This window comes from Kibdelosporangium aridum, assembly GCF_900176515.1.
GTDB lineage: Bacteria > Actinomycetota > Actinomycetes > Mycobacteriales > Pseudonocardiaceae > Kibdelosporangium > Kibdelosporangium aridum.
On record NZ_FWXV01000012.1, the window covers coordinates 459,951 to 486,274 of the forward strand.

The window sequence follows — 26,324 nt, forward strand, 5'->3', positions numbered from 1 at the left end:
CGCAGTCCACTGTGAACGTTCCGGTGGAGCCGCCCTTTTGGGGTTGTGGTGCTCGCACACTTGCCTGGGACGTTCTCGATGCGGACGAACTCCGAAAGCGATGCCGGTTGGCCCTGGTCGTTGCCGGTGTTGGCGGCGATCGCGACGGTTGCCGTGCCTGCTGTCGCCACTGCGATGAGACCCACAAGCACGCGGACCTTGCGGGCCTTTGTCCGTACCACCCTGTGTTGCATTACAGCCACCCGGGTTTGTCCACATCGGCGAGCTGGCGGAGACGGTGGACTGACGGCCGGTCAGTGGCCGGGCACCTGTTCATTCCGTTCTGGTGCTGGGAATTCCGGTTGCCTGTTGGGCCGTTCGTTCGGTCTGCGGTGAACCTTGTGCCAAGGCGAGGAGGAACATGCCGACTGCGACGGCGACCATGGTGAACACTCCGCGCGGCCAGAAGATGTGGCTGTCGAGGAAGGACACACTCGCGGCGAGGAGAAGCAGGCCGCCGGGCAGCGCGCGCCACCCGACGTGTTGCGCGATTGTCGCTGTGATGCAGAGGTTCGCCATCAGGAAGCATCCGGCGCCGATGTAGCCCAGCAGGTCGCCGATGTGGAACACAGCGCCGGTGATCGGCGTGACGCTATGCTGCTCCATCGTCACAGTGCCTGCGGCGATACCCGCGACGGCGTCGAGGCCGTCGTAGAACACGGCGAAGCCAAACGCGGCCACACGTCCTGTCCATCGCACGGCCGGATGCGCCGGGGCCAGGAGAACCCACTGCGCGACTGCCAGAAGTGGGAACACGGGGAGCAGGAGGACGTGCATCGTCGTCCACCAATGGGCGTTGGCCGCGTCCAGCGGCGCCGGGTGGACGGCCCCAAAGCCGGCCAGGAGCAGGCCCGGCAGTGCGATAAGGATCGCGCGCGACCACTGTGTTCGGAACACGAGTCGACGCTAGTCGTCGATCGATTGCCGTGGGATTAGGGAATTCTTACGTTCGGTTCGGTTCGGTTCGGCATCGGCCGGCTCCTGCCGCGCGAACCCCGCTTACGCGGCTCGCTACCAGCACCTGACCAGCCGGCAGGACAACAAGCTCACTCCCACTCAGGCCCAGGCCGCGATCGCCGCGGCCATCCTGCGCCACTTGCACGCCGTCATCACGACCGGCAGCGTTGGGATTCCGCTATCGCTGCCCACGGAACCCGAACAACCACTACAACCCCAGTCGCCGCCTGACAAGGCGGAGCAAGCAGGCGGTCGGGGTGAGCCCCACGCGGCATTGAGGAACCAACGGTGACCTCGACGCTCATCATGGGCAGCCCTGTGCGTGGCCAGCGGCAGTAGGGTTCGGGCTGTGGACCGAATCGCGGGATCGTTGTACGGGTTGGCTTTCGGGGACGCACTCGGTCGGCCAACGGAATTTCTGACTGTCATGGAGATCGATCGGGAGTTTGGTCCTGCCGGACCGGATGATCTAGTGGGTGATCCTGCGTTGGTCACCGATGACACGCAGATGGCACTTGCAGTCGCGTGGGCACTGCGCGGTGTCGACCGGTACACCGCTGACACGCTTGAGCCGCGGTTGCGGGAGCAGTTCGTGGCTTGGGCGCACAGTCCGGAGAACAACCGTGCGCCTGGGATGACGTGTCTACGCGCATGTGGCGGACTGGCGGAGGGCGCGCCGTGGGTGGAGGCGACCATCGCGGGATCCAAGGGATGCGGTGCGAACATGCGGGTGACTCCGGTGGGTTTGGTGTCCGGGCTTGACCTCGACGTACTTGCCGGGGCGTCACAACTGCAGGCCGCGATGACCCACGGTCATCCCACGGCACTAGCCGCGGCCGAGCTCACCGCCTACGCGACGCGACTGCTGGTTGACGGCTTCGACCTGGCCGACGTGCCCGCCGCGCTCCTGGCCCGCTGCGGTGAACGGCGCTCGGTGTACCTGGAGGACTGGCTGGGATCCCTGTGGCAGATGCCGGGAGCGACCACACCCGCTGACTTCATCGCCCGCGGCTGGGATGAGTGTGTCGCGGTCCTCGAGCGGCTGGTGGCTGCCCTCGCCCGGCCTGACAATGGCCTGGACGCATGCCTTGCCACCGGCGAGGGCTGGATCGCCGAGGAGGCGTTGGCGACCGGTCTGTACTGCGCGATCCGGCACGCCGACGCCCCGGTGCGATGCTTGGTGCGGGCCGCTCGAACCAGCGGGGACTCCGATTCGATCGCCGCGCTGGCCGGAGCGTTCGTAGGCGCCGCACACGGTCTAGCTGCTTGGCCGACAGACTGGGTCGCACGCATCGAATACACGGACCAGTTGGCCGCGCTCACTTCTGGCACACACACGCGGAACTAAGGCATCGGGTACTGAACGCATGTTCGCGAACTGGTATCCGGCGGACAATTTGCTGCCCCATAGCCCGCGCGACCAGCGGCAGACTCGGGCCCGGTAGCCACTGGCGCAGCCGCAGCCGAGGCCGGCCGGTCGCGTGTATTCGGCGGACAGCACACACACGATATATGTCCATTGTAGAATGACTGGGTCTGCCCAGGCGAACATGATCCTTCAGGTTTCGCCAGTCTAATGCAGACTGTTCGTGCGACGAGGCTATGGACCTTGCTGCTGTCTTGACGCGGCAGCACCGCAGGCACGGACAGTAGTCGCCGGGTCAGTTGGCTCGGCAGCGACGCAATCGCCGGGCCGCGTTCCCAACGACGGTACGACGACTTTCGAGCGGCACAGGTTCGATCGCGCTGAGCAGATCGGACCGGCGGCGCGGATGACGGTAGGGTCGGATGATCGATTCTGCGGACCGCGGCGGACTCGTGTGGTTCAGGGGGCGATCAGGTTGGGACATAAGCGTGTGACACCGCAGGAGGGCGGCCAGATGCCTGGCGTACAACACCGGAAGCGTGCGGGCAAGTGGAGCGACTTCAAGGGCGGCCTCTCGCAAACCCGGCAACTGGCGCAGTATCTCCGTGACTTGATCGACCGCGGCGACCTGACGTTGGACAAGCTCGCGGACACTCTCGTTGTCGGTGCACAGACGATCTCTCGCCGGCTCAACGGCCTGGCACACCCGGACTGGGAATTCGTGGCCGCTTTGGTCCGTGCGTGCACGGCAGGGGACGCATCGCGTCAGCAGGCTGCCATCGACGAGGCCCGCAGGCTCTGGGAAGCGGCGAGTTCTGCCGAGTCGCGGCCGGTGGTCAACCGGGACTCGGCGGACGAGTCGCTGGTGTCCGCGGCACGAACCATGATTCGGCAGCTCGAGCAGTTGGACGAGAAAAACGCCGAGCAGGAGCGGTCTGTCCGGACACTGCTCCAAGTCCAGACCGAACTGCTGCGACAGATCAGCGATTCGATGGGCCGGTACAGCCGGTATCGGCAGGATCTGGCGGAACAGGGGGTTCCGGCATTCACGCCCGACAGACGCAGGCGCCGATTGCGTGATGTCGCCGCGAAAAGGCGCGTTGAGATTCTGCGTAGCTCGCTGAGCATGCTGCAGGAACGACTGGGAACGACGAACGAGATGGTGTGGCAGACCGAGGAGAACCGGGTCGCTCTGACGCGGGAGTTGGTTGCGGCACAGAACTGGGCCGACCAGCTTCAGCAGGTGCTTTCCGTGCCAGGTTCAGTGTTCCGCCCTGGCGTGGTGGAACGAGTGGCCGACAACACGGCTGAGCCTGAGTATCGCTCCTATGCCGACGAGTTCGTCACCGAGGTCACTGGAAACCAGCCACAGTCTCCCGCTCAGATAGAGGCCGTGCTCGACGCCGACACGCATACGTCGCTCGACGTGTCGTTCAACGCACCCATCGAGGCGTTCGGGAAGTGGCTCGACGAGGAGCTGTTCGCGTGTCGTACCGATATCGCGGACTTGACGACGATGATCGAGTCCTGGGTCGCCGCGCGGATGAACCCGGAGTCCGAGCTCGACGTGTTCGCCGACGAGTTCGTTCGGAAGTCGCCCGGCGAGCGGCTGAGCACCCGGGTCTGGTTTCCTCGCACAGAGCTGGGAATCCTGCGGTCCGTAGCGAGATTGGCGTCCGCTGCGCAGAATGACGGGCCCCTGGAGGAAAGACACTCCGCGCATGTCATGCTCGAAGAAATGAAGAACATGGCACACGAACTGGCCATGAGTCTTGATGAGCTGCAGAGAACGCTGGTCGGCTGGACTGACCGGCTGCATATGTTCGTATATGTGTTGAACGAGGCAAGGGATCGCGACGAACTGCTGGCGATCGACCAGTTCGAGGCGCGTAGGTCCGCATATTCGCACACACCGGAAACAACTGACAGGTCAACGATCGACACACTTGCCCAGGCGTTGGACCGAGATCTGGCCAGACTGCTCAGCTCGGTGCGCAGCGACGAGTTCGTGCGGCGCCTCAGCCGAGCCGTAGCCCGGTTGCACGAAGCGATAACCGACATGACGGAGGCCGACCTCGCCGACGCCGACCTCGACGGTCTTCCACTGGACGGCATTCTGTGGTCCAGCACCACCCACTGGCCTCCGGCCTGGGAGTCGGAGGTGGCGCGGCAGTCGGTCAGGCTGACTCCGAACACGCGAGTGGTGGTCAAACCTGCCTACGAGCGGCCGATGGACTCTCATCGCTGAGCACCGCCGAGCAGCATGGCCTACTTCCTGACCGCGGCCTCCTCAGGTAGGTAAGTGTCCCTGAAGCCGAAGGCGCTAGGCGAACGGGATCCTGCAGAACGGCGATCGCTTCACCGACTCCGGCCAGATCGCACTGGATCCCAAGACCAGAACCCAGGACGGCAACCCGTTCCCCAACGCCTACCACGAGTGGAACACCGAACGGGGCCAGGCCCGGTAAGCACGATCTCATCGCCTCTCTCGGCCTCAAGCGTTGGGGCTGGGGGCGCGGTGTGCGCCCCCAGCTCGTGATCAACAGTTGGATGTGGCGGCACGTCCGGCGAACCGGTCGGCGATGAACGCCTTGGCGTCGGCGTTTCCGGCGAAGATGCCGAGCAGGTGGTCGGCGATGTACGTCTTCCAGGTCACTTGCACGCCTTTGCCGCAGTACGTCTTGTGCAGTGCGTCGGCCTGCGGCAGGTTGACGATCTCGTCGAGCGCCGCGTGGTACTGGAAGACCGGCACGCGGATAGTGCCGTTGCCCAGTTTGTTCTGCGCCAGCCTGGCCTGCCAGGTGGGCGTCGGCAACGGGTTCGTGGTGGTGTAGTCGGTGATCTTCTTGAACGCGTAGTTGGTCAGCAGCTCGACCACACACGCCTCTTGCTTGGCTTTCGTCAGCTCGGTACGACCCGTGTTGTTGAGGTAGGAGTCGAGTTTCAGATCGGGGTACGCGGCGTCGAGGCCGATGGCCGCGAACGCCAGGAAACCGAACCCGATATTGCCGTCGAGTCCTTTCGCGACTTCATTCAGGTCGCCGGGAACACCACCGCCGACGACACCGACCAGGTTGAGTTCCGGCGCGTACGCCGGCTGTTTCTCGGCGGCCCACAGCGCCGCGCCGCCGCCCTGGGAATATCCCTGGAAAACCACCTTCGCGCCGGCTGACAGTTTTGTGCTGGACAGCCGTTGAGCGGCACGAACGGAGTCGATGACGGCCGGGCCTTCCGACTGGCCGGTGATGTACGTCGGCGTGGTGGCAGCGGAGTAGCCCTCGTAGTCGGTGATGGCGACGGCGTAGCCGCTGCTGATCAAATCGCCCACCGCAGGCTGGTCGTACAGCGTGCCGCGTTCGATTGCCTTGGACGGCGTGCATTTGAACGCCGGCCCCTGCGTGCCGACCGCGAACCCCACGATCGGCGCCTTCGCCGGGTCGCCGTTCTTGGGCACCAGGACCGTGCCGGTCACCGCGTTGCGTTGACCGAGGGCGTTCGTGGAGAGGTACATGACCTCCCACACATTGGCGTTGGCGGAGTTGAGCAGGGCGAACGACGGCCGCCACCGAACGATGTCACCGGGCTGTCCGGCGGGCAGCGGCGTGGGCGGAACGTAGAACGAGTCGTCGAACGGACCAGGCAGGGGCTCGGCGGCCCCCACTTGCCCGGCGGCCGGGGTGACCAGGGCGGTAAGGCTGGCCAGACATGTCACGGCGAGGCAGGCGAGACGTTTCAGCGGTGCCAGAACGGTCATCGTCGACCTTCCTATTACTCGGCAGTAATGACGATCTGAAGTTAACGCAGGACGACGATTTCTCAATTACTTTACCGATAATTCGAGCGGTTGTGACAAAGAGTGCCAGCAAATTTGTCAGAACGGGTGAATTCGCATTTTCGTGAGCACTATGGCCGATGCTTTGTCATGATCCGACAGGTGAGGTTCAGCGGTATCGACGCGGCCCGCCGCGAGGGCGTGCCACTGCACCGTGTCTCGCAAGGCAGCGGCATCACGCTGTTGCGCGACGACGAGATCCGCGCCTACGCCGAACTCGGTGCCCGACAAGGAATCGAGGTCTGCCTGTTCGTCGGGCGACGCGCACCGTGGAGCGGTGAAGCCGCCTGCGCGCTCGTTCCCGACGGCAAGGTGTTCGGGTGGCGGCATCTGCTGGTCGCGACCCTCTCCGCAGCCTACGACGACGTGCTGCGAGCCTGCGATCTCGGCATCCGCAGCGTCCTGGCCGGCGACGAGGGCCTGATCACGCTGATCGAACGCGGCCGACGCTCCGGCGAACTGCCAGCGGACCTGATGCTCAAAGCATCCGCGGTACTGGGAATCAGCAACGCCCTCGGCGCCGAAATGCTGGCGCGCGCCGGAGTGGACACACTCAACGTCGCCGGGGACATCAACCGCGCGGACAACGCACTCGCCAATGCCCTGGCACAGACGGGCACAGGAAGGTCAGGATCAAGCCGGGCCTCAACGCGTCCGTGCCGCGGGCCATGTCGCTAAAAAGGCCACGCTGGGTTGCGGTGCACCAGATCGCAGGAACGGCTCTGCTCCGAACAGTCAGCCGACCGGGAAGGTGGTGCCGATTCCCATGCCGGTGATCCATTCGGGCACGGGTTCGTAACTCGTCCATACCAGCGGAAGTCCTGCGGCGACCTTACCGATGAGCCAGCACCGCACCTCGTGGCCACCGCTGCCGGCATGCTTCTCGAGCCCCTCGTGGCCGAGTGCGGCGACAGCTGGGGCGTCGTCGGCGATCAACTGGTTGAGGAACCAGGTGTCCCATTCGGCGTTCACTCGGGCGAGCGGGTTGCCTCCCATGGCGCGGACTCTGGGTTCTCGGGCGGCGGCGAAGGCCTGGGCGTCGGCGCGGCCATGGATGAGTGACTCACGCCGTTCGCCGACGACCGCCGGATCGCGGGGGTCGTTGGACGGCAACCAGTGCGAGAGTCCGCCGCTGGCCGCTATCAGGATCCGGCCTGGGAATTCCGAACTACGCAGTGCCGCGCCGAGGGCGCGTCCCAGTGCAACGCAGCGCCCCAGGGACGGCAATGGAGGTGCCGCGGTGTTGACGACGAGGGGCACCATCGGCAGCGCGGTGCCGCCAGTGATCATCTCGTAGCTCTGGACGATGCCATGGTCCACGGTCAATGAGTACGACAGGGACACGTCGAAGTCCGCGTCGACCAATCCGGAATACGTCGTCCACGCCAGTGAACTCGCCACCAGCACCTGGGCCCAGTTCCTCCGCTCCCAAGCAGAGGTCCTGCTGGCACGCGACTCCCTCGAAACCGTCACACGCCTCTACGTGCTGGCCGTGATCGAACACGCCCACCGCAGGATCCGGAGCCTCGGCGCCACACCACATCCGACCGCGGACTGGGTCACCCAAGCCGCCCGCAACCTCATCATGGACCTTGAGGACGCCGGCTACCGAGCACGATTCCTGATCCGCGATAGGGACGGCAAATTCCCTGCACTGTTCGACGTCATCCTCGCCGACGCCGGCATCCAGTTCATTCTGAGCGGTATCCAGATGCCCAGGACGAACTCGATCATCGAACGCTGGATACAGAGCTGCCGCCACGAACTCCTTGACCGCACCTTGATCTGGAACCAACGGCACTTACTCCACACGCTCCGCGAATACGAGCGTTTCTACAACTCCCACCGACCCCACCAAGGCATCGCCAACGCCCGACCGCTACGACCACTGCCATCACCGATCACCAACCAGGACCAGATCACCCACCTCAACATCCGTCGACATCCACGGCTGGGCGGCATCCTCAACGAGCACCACCATGCCGCGTGACCAGCACGGATGACATTTTCGGCAAGCGCAAGCCTGAACTCCAGTAACCCGACTCCGCGAAACAAGGGCAGGATCATCTGGGATCAGAGGTGCGAGCCTCTGGGAAGGATGTTAAGGCTGGTACAACACCCGCCGTCGGTATTCCAGCCTCGGCTACCTCAGCCCTACCGCCTACGAAACGGCCCAGGCTGGCGCTACCGAGCTAGCGGTAGCCTGACCACATATCGACCTTGTCTGTCGAATCGGGTCAATCCCAACCCCACAACGGAGTTCAGCGCACATAGGGTACATAGAGCACCCCTTAGACTCCTTCGACCACCTCAGGCACCCATGGTGTCCGAAGTGCGTCAGCCTGCGAACGTGACTTCGGCGTATCGCTTGGTCCGAAACTCCGCTGGCTCTTGATGCCTACAGCTTAATCTGTGCTCGAATTCCACAGCTGGCCCGAAGCCCTCTTCGTCAAATCACACGCCATGCAGACGCCCGGCTGGTCCGCCAGGTTCAATGCGGCTCGGAAGTCCATCAGCACGTTCCAGGCTAAGGGAGTGTCCAGGGCCATGTGCTGGCGAACTTTCGCGAGCGCGGTGACCGCATCCACCTTGCCGACCGGGTCCAGCTGGTCGTGGAAGATCTCCGCGATGGTCTGGCAGAACACCAGGTAACACGCGACCTCGGCGCGAAGCCGGGCCAGTTCGGTGTCCAGTGGACTGTCGGTGTCCGGCCAGATTCGTTGCGCCAGTGAAGCCAGATCGAGGTGGTAATTGAGGGGCACGTTGGACAAATGCTTGATCAGAGTGTGCGGGTCGTCGTCGCCTGTCCGGGGCAACGGCTTGGCCGTCTGTGCGAACGCCCGGGTCTTGATGTCCAAGTCCTGCGCGAGCATCGCGTGGGTGACAGAGCTGAGCTGACTGTGATCGCGCTGTAGGTCGTACAGCGTGAGCGCGACCCGGCCGAGATCCCTGGGCAAACCACCGGACATGCAGTGGCACAGCCACACGAACGGTTCCGGGATACCCAGCGCGCGGTGCGCCAGCCAGGTGCGTGACTGCTCCAGGGTGAACGGCCGAACGTTGATCATAGATGTGAAGGCGCTGTCGAAGGCGTCACGCGCCGGAATGCCGCGGCGTTCGAACGAGGTGAGGGCGTCGTCGGAGACCGATACAAGGAACAAGCAATGTGGCACGCCGAACACACCCTTGATCTCATTGAGGAACTGGTGCGCCTCGTCGGGATCAGCGATCTTGTCCACGTCGTCGATGGTTACCACAATCCCGCTTATTTGGTTGGCGAGCACGTCGATGCTGAGTTCGAAGAAGTCACGCAACCGGCCCACAACCTCGGGATGCGTCCACGGCTGCTCGGCTTTGGCTAACGAACGAGTCATGCTCATGTCGGTACCGCTGGGCACGCTGACTTTGCCCGACCAGCCACTGGTGTGAGTCTGCAGAAACCGGATACTGCGTAACTGCTGGTGAGCCAACGCCCGTAAGGCCTCCAACTGCGAGCTGATGCGGTCGTTGGACAGCCAGCCATGCAGTCGCCGGACAGCGCGGGATATACCCTTGGTCACTGCCCACAGCAGTACGATAACGAAGTCCAGTGCTGCGACAAATACCGGGAGGAGTCCCAGGACGACCCATACGTCGCTCCAGGAGATGGTCCTGAAGAACTCTTCTGGGTCTGATGCTAGATTCCTGACGAACCCGCCGAGCAGCGCAGGGTTTGGCGGCCATCCCCATGCCAGGGTCGCGGCCCCCAAAGCCAGCCCCAGCTTGGTGCCAATCGACAGCACGATCCGCAACAGAGCGCCGATCATGGCCCGGATCCGGTGTCTCCGAAGTAGACGGCTCCACTGCTGACGTGTCTCAGACTCCTCGCCAGACTCGGCGAGGAAATCCAGCACAGCGCGACACACGCAGGTATGCAGGTGCAGGATAAAATCGCGAGCGTCATAGCGGACCGGCGCGCTCGTCAGTACTCCTAACACCGGTAGCCGCCCTGAATCCGTAAACTCATCCCGGGCAGCCCGTTCCGCGATGGTGGTCTTACCGGCTCCGCGCGTTCCAGCGAGGCCCACTGCTCCGGGGTAGTCCCTGTTCACCTCTCGCCGGCACGCTTCGACCGCGTCCGTCTGAACAAGCGCGCCTTGCCTTGGTGGCATGGTCAACCCCGTGGCATCGCGGAGTTCGAGTGTCAGTTCGAACGACGGCTGTGTCTGACGGTTGAGCCATTCGCGCAACTCTGGGACGAGCACTTCGTCCCGCAAAACCTGGCGCCGATCCCACCGGCTGACAGGCAGCCCCATAGCAAGCATCGTGTGGTCTCGCTTCCACCGCAACCAAGACCACACGGTATCCGGGAGCCCCAACCGGGCAAGCACTCCGACGATCAACACAACTGCGATCAACAGGCTTAACTCGACCACGCCCGGCAGCCAGGACCCGAACAGCACAACCGCAGCGACCCAGACCACAAGAACGCAAGGAATGGCCAAGAGCATCCGACGCTCGAACGCGTCCGGTTGCCAGTTCAGCGGCCACCCAATAGGTTCACGACGACCGTGCGCATCCAACGCCTGCCGTTCGCTCGCCAGCGACTCGTACGCGTGCCGGGCACCGGCAAGCACTGCCGGATCTTCCGCAACCTCCGCCACAACCTTCCGAGGCCTAAGCTTGAGGCGACTGATTTCCTCAGCAAACTCCGGGCGGCGGACCAGCCGATCTAGGATCGTGCGCATGTCCCGGTACAACCACGTCTCAGCGTCAAGACTCACCCCGCACATAATTGTCGAAGGCGGCAGGCGAAACTGACAGTTGGTGCTGGTCCACTCGTCCGGAGTAACTGACGGTCACCAGCCGCGCAGCTGGCTCATGATCGCGAACTGTTGTGTTCCTTGGCGCTATGCGTGGCGCCGGACGTGCACCGAACACTCAGATACGAAAATTCCACCGTAATCACACATATCCGACAGCCGCCGAGAACAATACATTGTCCAAGTTGGACAACGTAATCCGCCGGTTTCCCGCCTGTATAACAACTTTGTTGTTCCGTGATGTCACAGTGACGATCACGGAGAACGTCTTCTTCCACGCCGCCTGCGAGTCCAGGAACGGCTTGATGGCATTGCTGACGAGCGCCTGCTGCGTCTCGGCGTACGCCGACAGCGCCGTGATGTTCTTCAACACCGAGCCAGGGATCAACTGCGCCGTGGGCGGCAGCTTGAAGCCACTCTTCGGCACCAACGAGCGCTGGACTCGGTCCATCGTCTTCCGGAGTGCTTCCTGCTGCTCCAGTGTCAGCTCGATGTCCTCGTCGTCCTCCGCAGGCTCCCCCAGCCGCTCGTCATCTGCCACGCGTAGAGGCTAATCGACGGGCTCGCCGCAAGTGCCCGACACGCGCACCGGCGCAATTCGACGCGACTGTCAGCACCGCAGGCCCCCGAACACCGCTAAACCACCGGTCAAGTAGTGCGCGAAGCGCTCACATTCGACACGGTGTCGATCTGGTCCCCACATGGTCCCCAGAGATCAACTCAAACGATCTTGGCCATGATCGACTCGCTGAACGAAAGAAACCCTCTGACCTGGTGATTCATCCAGATCAGAGGGCTTTCTTGCGACCGTCGGGACGACAAGATTTGAACCTGCGACCCCTTCACCCCCAGGGTCGTCCATAAAGGACTACGACCTGCGGATTCAGGGATTCCCCCGCTCGCGATAAGTCCGTTAAGGACAGTTCAGTGCAGATGATAGCGGATCGAGTTCGTTCACCGCTCCAGTTTCACTCCTGCTCCAGTCCGCACAAACCTAGCAACGCTGAGCTGCATACCTACCGCATCTGGCAGGGGTGCAGACATCGCCATGCTGATTAGACGTCTACGCGGAGTCGTTGGCGCACAACAGCTTCAGTGTGTTGGCCGAGTGCCACACTAGCCGGCCCTGGTACCGCTCCGAGCAACGGGCCGAGGTGGCCAAGGTCGGCCAGCCGACTGTTCGGTACTTCGATTCCCGCTGCCAACGTCGTGGGTGAGTCGCTGCGGCGAGCCACGGTTGGCGATGTGGACGTCCATCGCCTTGCGTCCCGGATTGGACAAGCACCACCTGTGGATCGCGAGGTGCTGCAACGCGATGACCTGTCGATCTGGGTCGAGCAGACTTTCGGGCTCCGCGAGGACGAGGAAGGCAATCTCGTCCGCCAATCCCCTGCTCGGCTTCAGGACGCGTCGGCGCAACTGGCCGCGCTCACCGGAGCCGATGTCGCCGATTGCACCACCGCGCTGCGAGACACCCTGCTGTCCGGCTCACGAGCACGTGACGCCGAAGTCCGGTCCCTGTTTCCGTTCAAGCTGCACCAGTTCATCGGCAAAGGCGACACGGCCTACGTCACCCTCGACCGGCCTGGCATCCGCTACATCACTACTCAGTACCAACGAAGTGCCCCAGTAGGCCCGGCAGGTCAGTCACATTTCCCGCTGGCATTCTGCCGCGAATGTGGCCAGGACTATCTCGTCGTCAATCGAGAACAGGGCGGCGAGAGGTTCACCCCTCGCGTGCTGAACGGTGGACTCGGTGAGCCAGCTGACCGTCGCGGCGGGACTGCTGCTCGGAGCGTGAGCGTCCTTCCGGTGGAAGAGCACTGGTTTCGTCGCCCGGTGTTGCTTCGTCCGAGCAACTCGAAAAGCTTCGCGCAGGAGTCCTTTGTGCAACCCGGTCAACCGGCGGGGTCGGTTCCGGCCAGGTAGCGGGTCGTTCCAGACACCCGGCAGCTGGGACACCAGGCCGGCATCCACAACACTTGTGTCATGGAGTTCCGGGAAGACACTGCAGCGAAACGAGGTTTGCCTTCTCGGGCAATGATGTCCGTTGCTGCGCGGGAAGTTCCTCGGATGTCGCGAACGATTCGGTCTGCGCGGAAGTGAGTTGAGCCACTGACGCACTCGACCACGACCATCCGGCCCAACTGACGTCCCAGGAGACAACATGGCCATTTCCGGCATCTTCAGCGCGCTCGTCATCGGTTTGATCATCGGCGCACTGGGCAGGCTGATCGTGCCAGGCAAGCAACGCATTCCGATCTGGCTGACCATCCTGATCGGCATCGTCGCCGCACTGATCGGCACATTCGCCGCCAACGCACTCGGCGTGGGCGACACCCGCGGCATCGACTGGATCGAGCTGATCATCCAGATCGCCCTCGCCGCCGGTGGAGTCAGCCTGGCGGCCCGGATGTACGTCCGCAGGCACCTCTGACCGCACCCGAGCCCGCGCGGTGGGCGTCGCCCCGCCCCTCGACGACGCCTACCGCGCAACCTGCAGAAGTGTCCTGCGTCCGTGTTGACCTGATGCTGGCATAGGACTGCTTGCTTGTCACCGCACTGTGCGCCGGTCTTCTGGTGCCGATCGGCACAGCCGCCACAGTGGACACCACAGAAGACGGATCGGGCACGGGGCTCGGCCGATTGGCGGGGGTGAGTCCAGCCGGGTGGCCGGTTGTTCCGGACGCCCGGCAGCTGAGATCAACGCGAAGAATCCACAATGCTGGAACACGGCACTCGTTGAGCACACGGATCGGACGCCCGCGGTTCGCCGGGATGTGCACAACGCCGCACCAGACTTGATTCAACCGTCCAAAGAGGAGACCTTCTGATGTTCAGTCGAATGCTGAGCGCCTTCGGCATCGGCGGCCCGTCCGTCGACACCGTGCTGGACTCGCCGCACGCCGTGCCCGGCCAGCCGATCACCGGGCAGGTCCGCATCCAGGGCGGCAGCTCGGACGCCGAGATCAGCCAGATCGTGCTGTCCCTCGTCACCCAGGTCGAGGCCGAGCGAGGCGGCTTCGGCGGCGATGACGAGCACCACGGTGGCGACACGGAGTTCTTCCGGATGGTCGTGCAGCAGGGGCTGCGGGTGCCGGCGGGTCAGCTGGTCTCGATCCCGTTCCAGCTGCCGGTGCCGTGGGAGACGCCGATCACCGCGGTCGGCGGTGCGGCCCTGCCGGGGTTGGGCGTGGGTGTGCGCACCGAACTGCTCGTCGCGGGCGCACCCGACAAGGGCGACCTCGACCCGGTCCTGGTCGGTCCGCTGCCCTCGCAGGACAAGGTGCTGGACGCGTTCGGGCAGCTGGGGTTCTCGTTCCGCAGCGCCGGCGTCGAGGCCGGGAGCCTGCCCGGTGTGCCGCACGAGTTCGGCTTCTACCAGGAGCTCGAGTTCTTCCCGCCGGCCCAGTTCGCGGGCATGGTGAACCAGGTCGAGCTGACCTTCGTGGCCAACGCCCACGAGTTGCAAGTGATCCTCGATGCCGACAGGCGCCGCGGCGGGTTCTCGTCGGGTGGCGACACCTCCGGCCATCTCCGGCTGTCCCACCAGGAGGCGCAGGCCACCAACTGGGCCGCAGCCATCAGCGACTGGCTCACAGAGGTCGCCCAGCGCGGCCAGACGAACCCCGCGTTCAGCGGGGCTCACAACCCGGCGTTCGGCGGCCAGACCGGCCGCAACCCCGCCTTCGGCGGACAGCCGGGCTTCGGCGGACAGCCGGGCTACGGTGGCCGCGGCTACGACCACGACGACCACAACCAGCAAGGTCAACGGCGCAGGCCGGGCATGGGCGGCATGCTCGCCGCCGGTGCGGCCGGTGCCGCCGGCGGCGTGCTCGGCGGCATGGCTCTCGGCAGTATGGCCGAGGAGTTCTTCGGCGACGACGAGGGATGACCCGGCCTCACAACGAAACCTGCGTGACAGGCGTCGTCCCGGGACTCCTGTCACGCACCTTTCCGCTGTGGCAGCAGACCACTTCCAACCGTGGGGTGATGTCCACTGAGGACTTGCTCCCCCAGAGCGATACCGAGGACTTGGCGAGGAACGGATGTTCAGCCCATTGAACTTGTCGCTGATCAATGGGCCGACCCCCGTCATCGCAACCGTCGCCGGTGTGCTCGCGCTGGTCGCTCTGGCAATCCGGAAGAACCGGACGTGGTGGACCCGGATCGTCCCGGCCGTGGTGCTGGCGTGCGCCGCTGTGACAGCCGGGCTGAAGCTCGTGGTCGACCACGTGTGGAAGCCGTGGCCGGAGCCGCTTCCCACGATCCTGGCGGTGTGGGCGGGCGCGGCGCTGCTCGCGGTGTGCCTGGCGATCGCGCGACTGCGAGCAGGGCGGTGGTATTCGCGGGTGCTGAGCGTGGTGCTGGTGCTGGTCGTGACGGCAAGTGCGGTGACGGCGGCGAACGCGTACTTCGGTTTCTACCCCACGCCGCGCGCGGTGCTCGAGCTGTTCACGAACAACCGGGTCGACCTCGACGTGGCCGCGAAGCCGGCGTCGAGCGTGGTCGAGGTGCCTGCGGGCGGCAAGCTCGCCGACGTCTGGCAGAAGCCCGCGGACCTGCCCAAGCGGGGAACGGTGTCGGAGGCGCCGATTCCCGGTGCGTTCAAGGCACGTCCGGCGTGGATCTACCTGCCGCCCGCATATGCGGCGACGCCTCGCCCGCGGTTGCCGGTCGTGGTGTTGCTGCCGGGCCAGCCCGGTTCGCCGCGCGACTGGTTCGACGCGGGCCGGCTCACCGAGCGCCTGGACGCGTTCGCGCGCGAGCATGACGGGCTGGCACCGATTGTGGTTGTGGCCGACCAGCTCGGCGCAACGATGGCGAACCCGCTGTGCCTGGACTCGAAGCTGGGGCGGTCGGAGACGTATCTGGCCCGCGAGGTGCCCGAGTGGATCAAGCAGCGGCTGACGGTCGACGAGCGCCGCGAGGCTTGGACCATCGCGGGTTTCTCCCAGGGAGGCACGTGCGCTGTACAGCTCGCGGTGCGCGCGCCGGACGTGTACGGGAACTTCATCGACATCGCCGGACAGCGCGAGCCTTCGCTCGGTTCCCGTGCCGAGACGGTCAAGGCCGCGTTCGGTGGTGACGAGGCGGCGTTCGTGCGCGTCAATCCGATGGACGTCCTTGCCCGCGAACGGTTCCCGCAGACAGCGGGTGTGATCGTCGCGGGACGTGACGACGTGCTCTACCGCCAGGAGGACGCCGAGGTGTTCGAGGCCTGTCGCAAGGCCGGTATGGACGTGCTGTGGAAGGAACTGCCGGGCGGGCACGACTGGAACGTGTGGCGACCGGGCCTCTACGACTCCTTGCCTTGGCTCGCCGCACGAACGGGCCTGAGCAGATGACCCCTGAGCAGATGCCCGCTGTGCAGATGACTGCGGTGACCACCAGGAAACGAGAGACATGAGCACACAACTGGACCGGATCACGAGGCTGATCGGCAGGCTGCTGCGGACCGCTCCGCTGACTTGTGTCTTCCTCATCGCGTTCTGGTCCATCGGCGCGCTGACTGGCGCGCTGGGCGGCCCGAACGACGAGCTGCTCGCGCGGATCGGCTTCGGCACCGGCAGTCCGTTGTGGACGGCACTCTCCTCTGCGCTGTGGGCCATGGATCTCACGGGTTACGTGGTAACCACTGCGCTGCTGCTCGTCTTCGGCACGCTGACCGAACGTGAGCTCGGCGCCCTGCGCACCGCGGCGATCTTCCTCGCCTCCCACGTGATCGGGGTGTTCCTGGGACTGGGGGTGGTGCAGCTCGGCAGCACCCTGCAGTGGTCCTGGCTGGAGTCGCTCACGGGCGAGGTCGCGGCCGGCCCGTCGATCGGCGGGGTGGGACTCGCACTGGCGTGCACGTTCCGCATGCCGGTGTTGTGGCGGCGCCGCGTCCGGCTCCTGACAGCACTGTCGCTGCTGGTGCTCACCTTGTACTCCGGGTGGCTGGAGGACCTGCTGAGGCTGACCGGTGGCGTGGCCGGACTGCTGATCGGCCTGTTGTTCCTCCACAAGGACACCGCCCGCACGCCCCGGACACTGGCGGAGACGCGGGTTCTCGTCGGGCTTCTGGTGGCGGCGTCGGCGCTCGGACCGGTGGTGGCGATGATGTCGCCGTTCCCGAACGGCCCGCTGTCGTGGTTCTCCGACGTGGTGGCCGTCGCCCAGCCAGCACAGTCGGACGTGGACCTGGCTTGTGCCTCGGATGCGGTCGAGCAATGCCGCACGATGTTGATCCAGCTGTCCTACGGCCGGTTCCCGGCGCTGGTGATGTCACTGCTGCCGGCGTTGCTGCTGCTGGTGCTGGCAGAAGGGCTGCGGCGCGGGCGGCGTTTCGCGTGGTGGTCGGCGCTGGGCTGCAGCCTGGCGTACGCGGCGATCACCGGGTGGTACGTCGCGGAGGCCGCGCGGTTCCCGGATGTCGGTGACCTGGAGGTCGGTTTCTCCTACGGCGTGCCGATCCTGGCGCCGCTCGCCATCACCGCCGTGCTGCTGTTGACGCGCAAGCACTTCACCGTGCGGCTTCCGCGGCACGCGATCCGGACGTTCTGGCGGTTCACCCTCGGCAGCATCGGCCTGCTGTCCGCGCTGTACGTGTTCGGCGGCTACCTGGTGCGCGACCAGCTCACACCGCAGCCGGGTTTTCTCCAGCTGCTCGCCGACCTGCCGACGCGGTTCCTGCCGCCGGGCTACCTCGGGCTGGTTCCGTTGCAGTTCAAGGCAAACGGGTTCGCCGGCACGCTGCTGTTCGAGTACAGCGGCGTGGTGTTCTGGCTGATCGTGCTGGCGGGTTTGCTGATGGCATCGTGGCGAGCGTGGCCGTCGTCGTCGGAGAAAGAAGCGGCCCGCGCCCGCGAACTCATGCGGTGGCACGGCGGTCCGTCGTTGTCGTACATGACCACGTGGCGCGGCAACCAGTACTGGTTCACTCCGGACGGCGAGACAGTGATCGCGTACCGGGTCGTGGCCACGATCGCGCTGACCGTCGGCGACCCGGTCGGGCCCGCGCGGATAGACGCCGTGCGCGGATTTGCCGAGTTCTGCTCGGAAAACGGCTGGACGCCGTGCCTGTACAGCATCAGCGCCGAGACCAGGGACGAGGTCGCCCCGCTCGGTTGGCCGGCGGTGCAGGTCGCCGAGGACACCGTGATCGACCTCGACACACTGGCCTTCACCGGCAAGAAGTGGCAGGACGTGCGCACCGCGCTGAACAAGGCGGCCAAGCAAGGCATCACCGCCGAGTGGTGCGCCTACGCCGACGCGCCGTTCGCGATCACCGACCAGGTTCGGTGGATCTCGGCGGAGTGGGTGGCGGACAAGGGTTTGCCGGAGATGGGCTTCACGCTCGGCGGCCTCGAGGAGCTCACCGGCGACGGTGTGCGGTGCCTGCTCGCGATCGACGCCGACCGCACCGTGCACGGCATCACGAGCTGGCTGCCGGTGTACGCCGACGGCGAGGTCCGCGGGTACACGCTCGACTTCATGCGCCGCCGTGCCAACGGTTTCCGCGGCGCGATGGAGTTCCTGATCGCCTCGGCCGCACTGGAGCTGAAGAACGAGGGAGCGCGGTTCCTGAGCCTGTCCGGCGCACCGCTCGCCCGGTTGGACCGGGGTGAACGTCCCCGTCTGCTGCAGCGGGTGCTGGACATCACAGGACAGGTCATGGAACCGGTCTACGGATTCCGCTCGCTGTTCGCGTTCAAGGCGAAGTTCCAGCCGACCTACCGGCCGATGTACATGGCCTACCCGGACGCCGCCGCGCTGCCCCGCATCGCCAACGCGGTCAGCCGCGCCTACCTGCCCCACGTCACTGTGCGCCAAGGCCTCCGCCTCGCCGCGAGGATGATCGGCCGCCCGTGACCAACCACAGTGGACCGAGCCGGCCGGCTGGGTAGGTCCGGCCGGTCGGCGGTGTCGGCACCCCAACCTGACGGATGGCCCGCCACCCGACCGCACCGAGACAGTCTCTACATGACAAAGATGCCACCACCGCAGGACACCTCGACTGCGCAGGAGACATCGCCTTCCCAGTCCCAGACGCCGGCTCCCTCGATGGGGCGTCTGGTCGGCGTGGATCTGGCCCGCGCACTGGCCGTGTTCGGCATGTACGTCGTGCACCTCGGCCCCTCGGCGGCCAACGCGAGCGGCGTCGGCGCCTGGGTGCGGCACCTGGCGGAAGGCCGTTCGTCGGCCCTGTTCGCCACGCTCGCCGGGTTCTCGCTGATGCTGATCGCCGGCCGCCTTGAGCCGAAGACCGGTGTGGCCGGACGACAGGCGAAGGCCCGGATCGCGATCCGGGCCGTGATCCTGCTCGTCCTGGGCACCGTGATGATCACGTTTTACGGGGATGTGGTGATCCTCGCCTCCTACGGGCTCTTCTTCCTGCTGGCAATGCCACTGCTGCGACTGAACGCCAAGACACTCGCGATCATCGCGGCCGGGATCGCCGTCGTCGGGCCGCCGCTGGCCTTCGGCCTCAAGTCCCTGATCACCGAGCCGGCCAGGGCTGCCATCAAGGCCTACGACCCACTCGCCCAACTCGGCGGCGCGGGACTGCTGGACCTCCTGCTCACCGGCTTCTACCCCGCGATCCCCTGGATGGCGTTCATCATCGCCGGCATGGCCCTGGGCCGGCTGGACGTGTCCTCCGGCGCCGTGCGGCGGCGGCTGGCCGTGTTGGGTCCCGCCCTCGCCGTGTTCGCCTACGGCACCTCCTGGCTGCTGGCCCAGCTGATCGACGGCGTCCGGGAAGCCGCGGAGATGCAGAGCGCCAGGGGACCCGGCTCGGGCATGGGCTCGGGACCGAAGGACTTCGGCGCCGCCGGTGACATGATGCCGTCCAACGCCCCCGGCTCGGCCTGGTCGTTGCTGACCTCAGGGCCGCACAGCGGAATGCCGTTCGACATCATCGGCTGCGTCGGAGTCGCGATCACCGTGATCGTGCTCGCGATGGTGGCAGTCGACCGCCTGCCGCTGCTGCGCCGCCTGGCCGCACCGATGATCGCCGTGGGCACCATGTCGCTGACCGCCTACGTCGGCCACTTCCTGCTGTCGTCCCAGATGTCCGGGGCCTCCGGAGCCTCCGGGATCGGCGTGTCCGTCGGGTCCGAGTCCCAGTCGTCCTGGATGCCGGTGCTCGTGTTCATCTTCGGCGCCATGGTGTTCGCCTGGATCTGGTCTCGCTTCTTCCGCAAGGGACCGCTGGAGTACCTGCTCAACCTCGCCACCAAACCGGCGAAGCACATCCGCTGAGACGCGGCCGACCGGCTGGTGGAGAACCTGCCGGTCGGCCGGCCCGGCCCGCCGGTTTCCGGATGGCGAGTCCGCGCCGGTCTCGGTGAGACTGAACGCGTGCAGGATCCACAAAGGAGCGTGGCATGATCCGGGTGGTCGTCGTGGACGACGAGGAGCTCGTGCGGACCGGTTTCCGCCTCATCCTCCAGGCGGCCGGAGACATAGAGGTCGTCGCGACTCCCACCGGCGCGCAAGCGGTGCGCGAGATCAGTCTGCTCAAGCCCGACCTCGTGCTGCTGGACATCCGGATGCCGGACGTGGACGGCCTGACCATCCTGCGTCAGCTGCAGGGTCTCAAGCCGCCGCCGGTCGTGGCAATGCTGACGACGTTCGACTCCGACGAGTACATCGCCATGGCGCTACGGTCGGCCGCGGCCGGGTTCATCCTCAAGGACACCGGGCCCGAGCAGCTCGCCCAAATGGTGCGCACGCTGGTCAGCGGCGGTGTCGTGCTCTCCCCCAAGGTCACCCGCACGGTCGTCGACGGCTACCTCGGTTCCGGCGCGGGCTCGGCGGCCTCCGAGCAGGTCGAGTTGCTGACCGAACGCGAACGCATGGTGCTCGTGCTGATCGCCGAGGGGCTGTCCAACGCCGACATCGCCACACGGATCCACGTCAGCGTCGGCACGGTGAAGGACCACGTCAGCGCCATCCTCACCAAGCTCCGCGTGGGCAGCAGGGTGCAGGCGGCCCTGGTGGCACAGCGAGCCGGCCTGCTCGACGGCAGCGGGGAGCCGCTATGAGCCCCCGCCCGTCCAACCGGTTCGTCGGCGCCGTGGTGCTCGCGGTCGCCGTGGCCGAGGGAGTGCTGACCACGGTCGCCGAGGAGGACCCGCACGGGATCGTCCCGATCGCGATCGCCGTGCTCGCCCTCCTGGTGCGCGAACGCTGGCCGCTGCCGGCCTTCCTCGCGACCCTGCCGGCGGTGCTGTTCCCCGGCACGATCGTTCCGGTGATCGTCGCCCTCTACGTGGTCTCCAGCCGCTATCGCGACTCGTGGCTCCTTACGGGGTGCGGGCTTCTCGCCTCGGCCGGCCTCGTCTTCCCGATGTCGGAGTTCGCTCCGTCGATCTGGGATTTCCACACACTGCTCGGCGTCATCTACTCCACGATGACCGCGCTCGCGCCGATCCTCCTCGGCCAGTTCCTGCTGTCCCAGCGCGAGCTGGCCCTGCGGCTGGAAGAGGTCAAGGAAGCACGGGAACACGAGCGGCGGCTCGACGCCGAGGCGATCCTGGCCCGCGAACGCAACCAGCTCGCTCGCGAAATGCACGACGTCGTCTCTCACCAGGTGAGCCTGATCGCGGTGCAGGCGAGTGCGCTCATGGTCAGCACCACGGACCCCGACGCCAAGCAGGCGGCCGGGAACGTACGGCAGCTGTCGGTGAACACGCTCGACGAGCTGCGGCACATGGTGAACCTGCTGCGCGCCTCGGGCACCCCGGCGACCGAGCTGACCCCGCAGCCCACGCTGACCGATCTCGAACGCCTCATCGGCAACAGCGCGATCGACGCCCAGTTGGTCGGCACCGCGCCCGAAGGACTCGAACCACCCGCGCAGCGGGCCATCTACCGCACCATCCAGGAAGCGCTGACCAACGTGCGCAAGCACGCTCCCGGCGCCAGCGCCACCGTCGAGATCAGCCACGACGACACCGACCTGACCGTCACCGTCACCAACACCCGGCCCACCCGGCCGAACCTCGCCCTGCCCAGCGCACAGCACGGACTCGTCGGGCTGCATGAACGGGCCGCACTTCTCGGTGGAAAGCTCCACACCGGACCCATGCCCGACGGTGGCTTCCAGCTGCGGCTGCGGCTGCCGATCACGGCAGCCGGCATCGCACACCGATGATCGCGGCTAAAAGTGCTCGGAGAACTCGGCATACAACGGATCCCTCTGGACCAGCTCGTCATGAGAGCCGGCGGCCCGCACGGTTCCGTTGTCCAGCACCACGATCCGGTCCGCTTGCGTCACCGTCGACAGCCGATGTGCCACCACGAGCACCGTCATCGTCTTCGCCGCGGTCGCGACCACGTCCCTGATCGCCATCTCGTTCGCGGCGTCCAGCTGTGAGGTGATCTCGTCCAGCAGCAGCAACCGCGGACGGCTGATCAGCGCACGAGCAAGCGCGATCCGTTGCCGCTCACCGCCGGACAGGAAGTTGCCGCGATGCCCGACCGCTGTGTCCAGCCCGTCGGGCAGCCGCTCGACGAGCGAGTCAAGCCGCGTCTGCGCCACCACGTCGCGAATCTCCTCTTCAGTCGCCTCCGGGCGGCCGTAGACGAGGTTCTCGCGCAACGACCCGGACAGCAGGGGCGCGTCCTGTTCGACGTAGCCGATGCCCGCACGCAGGCCAGCCAGATCCCAGTCCGCCAGGTCGCGGCCGTCCAGCCGGATGCGGCCGGAGTCCGGCTCGTGGAACCTCTCGATCAGTGCGAACAGCGTGGACTTCCCCGCACCGGAAGGGCCGACGAAGGCGGTCATGCCCAACGCGGGAACGTCGACACTCACGCCACGCAGGACCTCCGGCAGGTCGGGGCCGTAGCGGAACCGGACGTTCTCGAAGGCCAGGCGAGCTGCGCCCTGCCCCGCGACCTCGGTGCCACCGGTGCTGACCGGCTCGGCCGGCATCTGGTCGACCTCGCCCAGCCTGCGCACCGCGGCGAGCCCGACCTGCAGCCTGCTGCCGGCGTGCAGCAACTGCCCGATCGGCTCGTGCAGGTAGAACAGGAACAACAGGAAAGCCACCAAAGTGGACAGCGGGATCGCACCGGTCGCGACCCGCGCGCCACCGATGCCGAGCACGGCGAGGAACGACGCCTGGACCGCGAGGCCATTGGAGCCGTGCACCAGCGATTCCCACCACGCCGAACGGACACCGGCACGCCACGCGTTCTCGGTGCTGCGCTCGACCGCCGCGATCTCCCTCGCTTCGGCGCCGGCCGCCTTCACCGTGCGGAAGGCGCCGAGCACGCGCTCAAGCCGCGCAGCCGTCTCACCCACGGCGCTCTGGGCGGCGTGAGACGCCTTCTCGATCATCGGCATCCCAGCCAGAGCGAGCAGGCCCACCACCAGGAGAACGGCCAGGGTGATTCCCAGCAGGACAACGTCCATCACACCCATCATCACAACCATCACCACGGTCGTCACCGAGCCGGTGACCAGCGCGACGAGCGCGTGCGTGCACACCTCGCGCAACAACGTCGTGTCACCGGTGAACCGGGACAGCAGGTCCCCTGGCTCGGCGCGTTGCACCGCGGGCACGCGCACCGAGAGCAGCCGCCTGGCCAGCCGTTTCCTGGCGACCAACACGACCGACTCGGCGGCACGTTCGAGCAGGAAGTCACCGACCATCGCGATCGCGGCACCGGCCAGCGCCAGGCCGACCAGCAACGCCAGCAGACCGGCGATCCCGTCACCTGAGCCCAGCCGGTCCACCAGCGCCTTGGCCGCAAGCGGCTGCGCGGCGGCGGCAAGGCCGCTCAGCAGGACAAGTGTCCCTCCAAAAAGGATGGTGCGCCGCTGCGGTCTGGCGTACCCCAGAAGCGTTCGCCAGGTCGCGCGGTCAATCGGGGTGCGCACGGTAAAACAACTCCGTCTTCTCTGTTCGTGGCTGAAATCACGATCCGGGCAGGCGAAACGCCGCCGCGGACCGGCTCCACGAGCATCAGCCACGCCGCACGTCCCACGGCACCGGCGAACCAGCTGGACCTTCCAGCCAGGTGACCTGGTAACACCCCGCCAGCTGGGGGATGACGAAACACTGTGGACGTGACCGGACACATCCGCGGCCATGGGAGTGTCCACAATGGCCCTGCGGACAGTAGGCTTCCTGTCCGTCAAGCCGCTTCATGAAGCACGGTCACATGAACTCGCTGCTCCTCATGATCGCGATCGCCATCGCGGTCCGTCGGCTTGGTCAACGAACAGTCGATCAAGATCGCGCTGAACACCCAGGCGATGTTGTACGCGATCCTGCGCTGGCATCGCGAACTACTCCGCCGACACCATGACGGGGGTGAAGACGTTGACGAGGTTGCCGTCAGGGTCGCGAAACAGCAGCGAGCGGTTGCCCCAGGGCATCGTGGTGGGTTCGTTGACGAAGTCCTCGACGAAGCCGGTCAGGTTCTGGTGCACGCTATCCACGTCGTCGACGAGGAACTCGAGGATGACGCTGCGGTTGTCGGCCGGGTGTGCGGAGCCAGGCGCGAACAGAGGGACGGTGCGGGTACTGGCGATCGCGAGGGTGGCCGAGGTGGTCCTGAGCTCAGCGAAGTCCTCGTTGGCCCAGCTCGCCCGCACGGCGGTGACGCGCTCGTAGAAGTCCACGAGGCGGGCGACGTCGCCGGTGATGATGCGGATCGAGACGAAGTCCATGGGTTGTCTCCTGGTCGTCGAAGGCTTGTGACCGCACGCTAAGACGGATACCGGACAGAATCCGCCCGGTATCCAGGGGAGACTTTTGGGCGTGTCCCGACCTGTTGCTCGCGTGCTCACCCTGCTGGAACTGCTGCAGTCGGGCGGTATCCGGACCGTGGCCGAACTCGCCGACCGGCTCGACGTCGACGAGCGCACGGTGCGGCGCTATGTCGACCACCTCATTGACCTCGACGTGCCCGTCGAGTCGGTGCGCGGCCGTTACGGCGGCTACCGGCTCGCCTCCGGTTACCGCATGCCTCCGCTCATGCTGAGCGACGATGAAGCCCTCGCCGTGCTGCTCGGGCTGGTCGCGGGTCAGCGTGTCGGCTTGATGACGGCCACGGGCACGGCGAGCGAGACTGCGGCGGCCAAGATCCGGCGAGTGCTACCCGAGCGGCTCGGCCGCAGACTCGACGCCGTGCTCGGCTCCCTCGCCTTCACCGCTCCGCCCGGCGAGTCAACCTCCCCCCAGACCGTCGTCCTGCTCACGATCGCCGACGCGGTGAGCCATCACCGGCCGGTCTCGATCCGGTACACCGCCGCCGACGGCCGGCGCAGCGAACGCACGTTCCACCCGTACGGGCTCGTCGCCCACTCAGGCAGGTGGTACGTGACGGGTGCCGATCCCGCAATCGGCGAGGACCGGACGTTCCGGCTGGATCGCATCGCCGGTGCGAGAACCCTGCCCGGCTCTTTCGAGCCGCCCGCCGGACTCGATCCGGCGCAGCGCGTCCTGTCACGGCTCGCCACGGCTCCATACCGGCATGAGGTGTCCCTGTGGGTCCAGGGGACGACCCAGCAGATCCGCACCCGGCTTCCCGCCAGCGTCGCGATCGTGGCAGAGTCGCCGCCCACGAGTAGCGCGGACGCGGAGACCACGTGCTGGTCCCGTGTCGAACTGCGCACGGAACGGCTCGACTGGCTGCCCGCCGTACTCGCGTCACTGGACCTGCCATTCGTCATCGAGCGACCGGACGAGCTGCGCGACCTCGTCATGGCACTGGCTGGCCGACTCACGCATTCAGCCCGGCGACGTCCGCCCCGCGGATGACCGCTATCAGCACAGCCCCATGCCGGTCAGCCCCGAACCTCTCCGGCGCAGGACCTGGCCTGTTCGATTGATCTGCGGGGCAGCGGGCGCCAGTGCCGCGATTCGACATCCTCATCGGCATGTGCGGACATCGGCCTGATCAACCGGCACGCTCCATCAGCGACATGAGAGGGGACGTCTCGTTGATGATGTGGCTACCGTCGATCTCGGCGGCGACGCCGTGTCATGGCATTGCGTTTCGGTCTGGCTCCGCGTCCAGCCACCCGAAGTGGCGAGCGGTGTTCGCCAGGATGTCCATCAGCTGTGGTGCGATACCGAACCGTTCGCGGTTGATCGTCAGGCTGTCCGCGAGGTCACCATGCGACGTGCGTTCGGTGGCCGCCTTCCAGTCCGCCAGCATCTCAAGCAGGTCGACCAGGGTCATGCCGTTGATCCCGTCGGCAAAGTGCTCTGGGTGATGACGGTTGTGCGCGTAGTGGTGTCGCAGCCCCTCGCCCATCGCGTCGACCAGGGTCCGATGCTCCACGCTGCCGTAGGTCGTGGCGCGCAGTTGCGGCACGACCTCG

General features: G+C 66.2%; 21 protein-coding genes. 13 read left to right on the plus strand and 8 right to left on the minus strand.

Annotation, left to right across the window (positions count from 1 at the left end; all coding sequences use genetic code 11):
- Nucleotides 1-312: 312 nt before the first annotated feature.
- Nucleotides 313-936, minus strand: coding sequence for a hypothetical protein (locus B9C43_RS47100; protein ID WP_084433812.1), 624 nt, complete (start codon nt 934-936; stop codon nt 313-315).
- 409 nt (nt 937-1,345) lie between these two features.
- On the opposite strand from B9C43_RS47100, the gene B9C43_RS47105 reads away from it, so the two are divergent.
- Together B9C43_RS47105 and B9C43_RS47110 are read left to right on the plus strand one after the other, a co-directional pair.
- Nucleotides 1,346-2,344, plus strand: coding sequence for an ADP-ribosylglycohydrolase family protein (locus B9C43_RS47105; protein WP_200826021.1), 999 nt, complete (start codon nt 1,346-1,348; stop codon nt 2,342-2,344).
- A gap of 532 nt (nt 2,345-2,876) precedes the next feature.
- A complete protein-coding gene (locus B9C43_RS47110) occupies nt 2,877-4,610 on the plus strand; it encodes a helix-turn-helix domain-containing protein (RefSeq protein WP_084433814.1) in 1,734 nt (577 codons plus the stop codon).
- A 291-nt stretch (nt 4,611-4,901) separates the two neighbouring features.
- Here B9C43_RS47110 and B9C43_RS47115 read toward each other — a convergent pair whose 3' ends face one another.
- Entirely contained in the window at nt 4,902-6,116 is a 1,215-nt protein-coding gene (locus tag B9C43_RS47115) for a lipase family protein (RefSeq protein ID WP_084433815.1), read from the minus strand.
- A gap of 180 nt (nt 6,117-6,296) precedes the next feature.
- Here B9C43_RS47115 and B9C43_RS47120 point away from each other — a divergent pair, with 180 nt between their 5' ends.
- The gene (locus B9C43_RS47120; protein ID WP_084433816.1) at nt 6,297-6,872 is read left to right on the plus strand and encodes a hypothetical protein; all 576 of its coding nucleotides are present in this window, start codon (nt 6,297-6,299) and stop codon (nt 6,870-6,872) included.
- A gap of 57 nt (nt 6,873-6,929) precedes the next feature.
- On the opposite strand, the gene B9C43_RS47125 is transcribed toward B9C43_RS47120, so the two are convergent.
- Nucleotides 6,930-7,601, minus strand: a complete 672-nt coding sequence (locus tag B9C43_RS47125) for a DODA-type extradiol aromatic ring-opening family dioxygenase (protein ID WP_327225006.1) — start codon at nt 7,599-7,601, stop codon at nt 6,930-6,932.
- On the opposite strand from B9C43_RS47125, the gene B9C43_RS59075 reads away from it, so the two are divergent.
- A complete protein-coding gene (locus B9C43_RS59075) occupies nt 7,501-8,184 on the plus strand; it encodes an integrase core domain-containing protein (protein ID WP_235039255.1) in 684 nt (227 codons plus the stop codon). The genes B9C43_RS47125 and B9C43_RS59075 overlap by 101 nt on opposite strands.
- Nucleotides 8,185-8,599: 415 nt before the next feature.
- On the opposite strand, the gene B9C43_RS56230 is transcribed toward B9C43_RS59075, so the two are convergent.
- Both B9C43_RS56230 and B9C43_RS47140 read right to left on the minus strand, forming a co-directional pair.
- Entirely contained in the window at nt 8,600-9,754 is a 1,155-nt protein-coding gene (locus B9C43_RS56230; protein ID WP_143447090.1) for a hypothetical protein, read from the minus strand.
- 1,384 nt (nt 9,755-11,138) lie between these two features.
- Complete coding sequence (locus B9C43_RS47140; RefSeq protein WP_084433818.1) at nt 11,139-11,537, minus strand: hypothetical protein; 399 nt, start codon at nt 11,535-11,537, stop codon at nt 11,139-11,141.
- 749 nt (nt 11,538-12,286) lie between these two features.
- On the opposite strand from B9C43_RS47140, the gene B9C43_RS47145 reads away from it, so the two are divergent.
- The 8 genes from B9C43_RS47145 to B9C43_RS47180 all read left to right on the plus strand — a co-directional run bounded on the left by B9C43_RS47145 (nt 12,287) and on the right by B9C43_RS47180 (nt 22,139).
- The gene (locus B9C43_RS47145) at nt 12,287-12,925 is read left to right on the plus strand and encodes a hypothetical protein (protein ID WP_084433819.1); all 639 of its coding nucleotides are present in this window, start codon (nt 12,287-12,289) and stop codon (nt 12,923-12,925) included.
- Nucleotides 12,926-13,163: 238 nt separating this feature from the next.
- Nucleotides 13,164-13,433, plus strand: coding sequence for a GlsB/YeaQ/YmgE family stress response membrane protein (locus B9C43_RS47150; RefSeq protein WP_037275775.1), 270 nt, complete (start codon nt 13,164-13,166; stop codon nt 13,431-13,433).
- Between the two features lie 396 nt (nt 13,434-13,829).
- Complete coding sequence (locus tag B9C43_RS47155; protein WP_084433820.1) at nt 13,830-14,891, plus strand: sporulation protein; 1,062 nt, start codon at nt 13,830-13,832, stop codon at nt 14,889-14,891.
- Nucleotides 14,892-15,045: 154 nt separating this feature from the next.
- A complete protein-coding gene (locus B9C43_RS47160; RefSeq protein ID WP_084433821.1) occupies nt 15,046-16,344 on the plus strand; it encodes an alpha/beta hydrolase in 1,299 nt (432 codons plus the stop codon).
- 58 nt (nt 16,345-16,402) lie between these two features.
- Nucleotides 16,403-18,850 (plus strand): bifunctional lysylphosphatidylglycerol flippase/synthetase MprF, encoded by a 2,448-nt coding sequence (locus B9C43_RS47165; protein ID WP_084433822.1) that lies wholly within the window; start codon nt 16,403-16,405, stop codon nt 18,848-18,850.
- Nucleotides 18,851-18,961: 111 nt separating this feature from the next.
- Complete coding sequence (locus B9C43_RS47170) at nt 18,962-20,242, plus strand: DUF418 domain-containing protein (RefSeq protein WP_200826022.1); 1,281 nt, start codon at nt 18,962-18,964, stop codon at nt 20,240-20,242.
- A gap of 125 nt (nt 20,243-20,367) precedes the next feature.
- Complete coding sequence (locus B9C43_RS47175; RefSeq protein ID WP_084433823.1) at nt 20,368-21,027, plus strand: response regulator; 660 nt, start codon at nt 20,368-20,370, stop codon at nt 21,025-21,027.
- Nucleotides 21,024-22,139: a sensor histidine kinase gene (locus tag B9C43_RS47180; protein WP_084433824.1), complete on the plus strand. Its 1,116-nt coding sequence runs from the start codon at nt 21,024-21,026 to the stop codon at nt 22,137-22,139. The genes B9C43_RS47175 and B9C43_RS47180 overlap by 4 nt, the downstream gene beginning before the upstream one ends.
- A 6-nt stretch (nt 22,140-22,145) precedes the next feature.
- Here B9C43_RS47180 and B9C43_RS47185 read toward each other — a convergent pair whose 3' ends face one another.
- Nucleotides 22,146-23,870: an ABC transporter ATP-binding protein gene (locus B9C43_RS47185; protein ID WP_200826023.1), complete on the minus strand. Its 1,725-nt coding sequence runs from the start codon at nt 23,868-23,870 to the stop codon at nt 22,146-22,148.
- A 411-nt stretch (nt 23,871-24,281) separates the two neighbouring features.
- On the minus strand, nt 24,282-24,665 hold the full coding sequence (locus B9C43_RS47190; protein ID WP_033392888.1) for a VOC family protein: 384 nt from the start codon (nt 24,663-24,665) through the stop codon (nt 24,282-24,284).
- Between the two features lie 91 nt (nt 24,666-24,756).
- On the opposite strand from B9C43_RS47190, the gene B9C43_RS47195 reads away from it, so the two are divergent.
- Nucleotides 24,757-25,758, plus strand: a complete 1,002-nt coding sequence (locus B9C43_RS47195; RefSeq protein ID WP_084433826.1) for a helix-turn-helix transcriptional regulator — start codon at nt 24,757-24,759, stop codon at nt 25,756-25,758.
- A gap of 223 nt (nt 25,759-25,981) precedes the next feature.
- Here the strand turns inward: B9C43_RS47195 and B9C43_RS47200 are convergent.
- Nucleotides 25,982-26,324, minus strand: a 343-nt coding sequence (locus B9C43_RS47200; RefSeq protein ID WP_084433870.1) for a DUF5662 family protein, incomplete at its 5' end; no start/stop codon positions are given.

Coding starts and splice junctions, on each gene's coding strand:
- B9C43_RS47110 (WP_084433814.1), top strand. CDS start 2,877: ATGCCTGGCGTACAACACCGGAAGCGTGCGGGCAAGTGGAGCGACTTC.
- B9C43_RS47115 (WP_084433815.1), bottom strand. CDS start 6,116: ATGACCGTTCTGGCACCGCTGAAACGTCTCGCCTGCCTCGCCGTGACA.
- B9C43_RS59075 (WP_235039255.1), top strand. CDS start 7,501: ATGCCATGGTCCACGGTCAATGAGTACGACAGGGACACGTCGAAGTCC.
- B9C43_RS47150 (WP_037275775.1), top strand. CDS start 13,164: ATGGCCATTTCCGGCATCTTCAGCGCGCTCGTCATCGGTTTGATCATC.
- B9C43_RS47155 (WP_084433820.1), top strand. CDS start 13,830: ATGTTCAGTCGAATGCTGAGCGCCTTCGGCATCGGCGGCCCGTCCGTC.
- B9C43_RS47160 (WP_084433821.1), top strand. CDS start 15,046: ATGTTCAGCCCATTGAACTTGTCGCTGATCAATGGGCCGACCCCCGTC.
- B9C43_RS47165 (WP_084433822.1), top strand. CDS start 16,403: ATGAGCACACAACTGGACCGGATCACGAGGCTGATCGGCAGGCTGCTG.
- B9C43_RS47170 (WP_200826022.1), top strand. CDS start 18,962: ATGACAAAGATGCCACCACCGCAGGACACCTCGACTGCGCAGGAGACA.
- B9C43_RS47175 (WP_084433823.1), top strand. CDS start 20,368: ATGATCCGGGTGGTCGTCGTGGACGACGAGGAGCTCGTGCGGACCGGT.
- B9C43_RS47180 (WP_084433824.1), top strand. CDS start 21,024: ATGAGCCCCCGCCCGTCCAACCGGTTCGTCGGCGCCGTGGTGCTCGCG.
- B9C43_RS47190 (WP_033392888.1), bottom strand. CDS start 24,665: ATGGACTTCGTCTCGATCCGCATCATCACCGGCGACGTCGCCCGCCTC.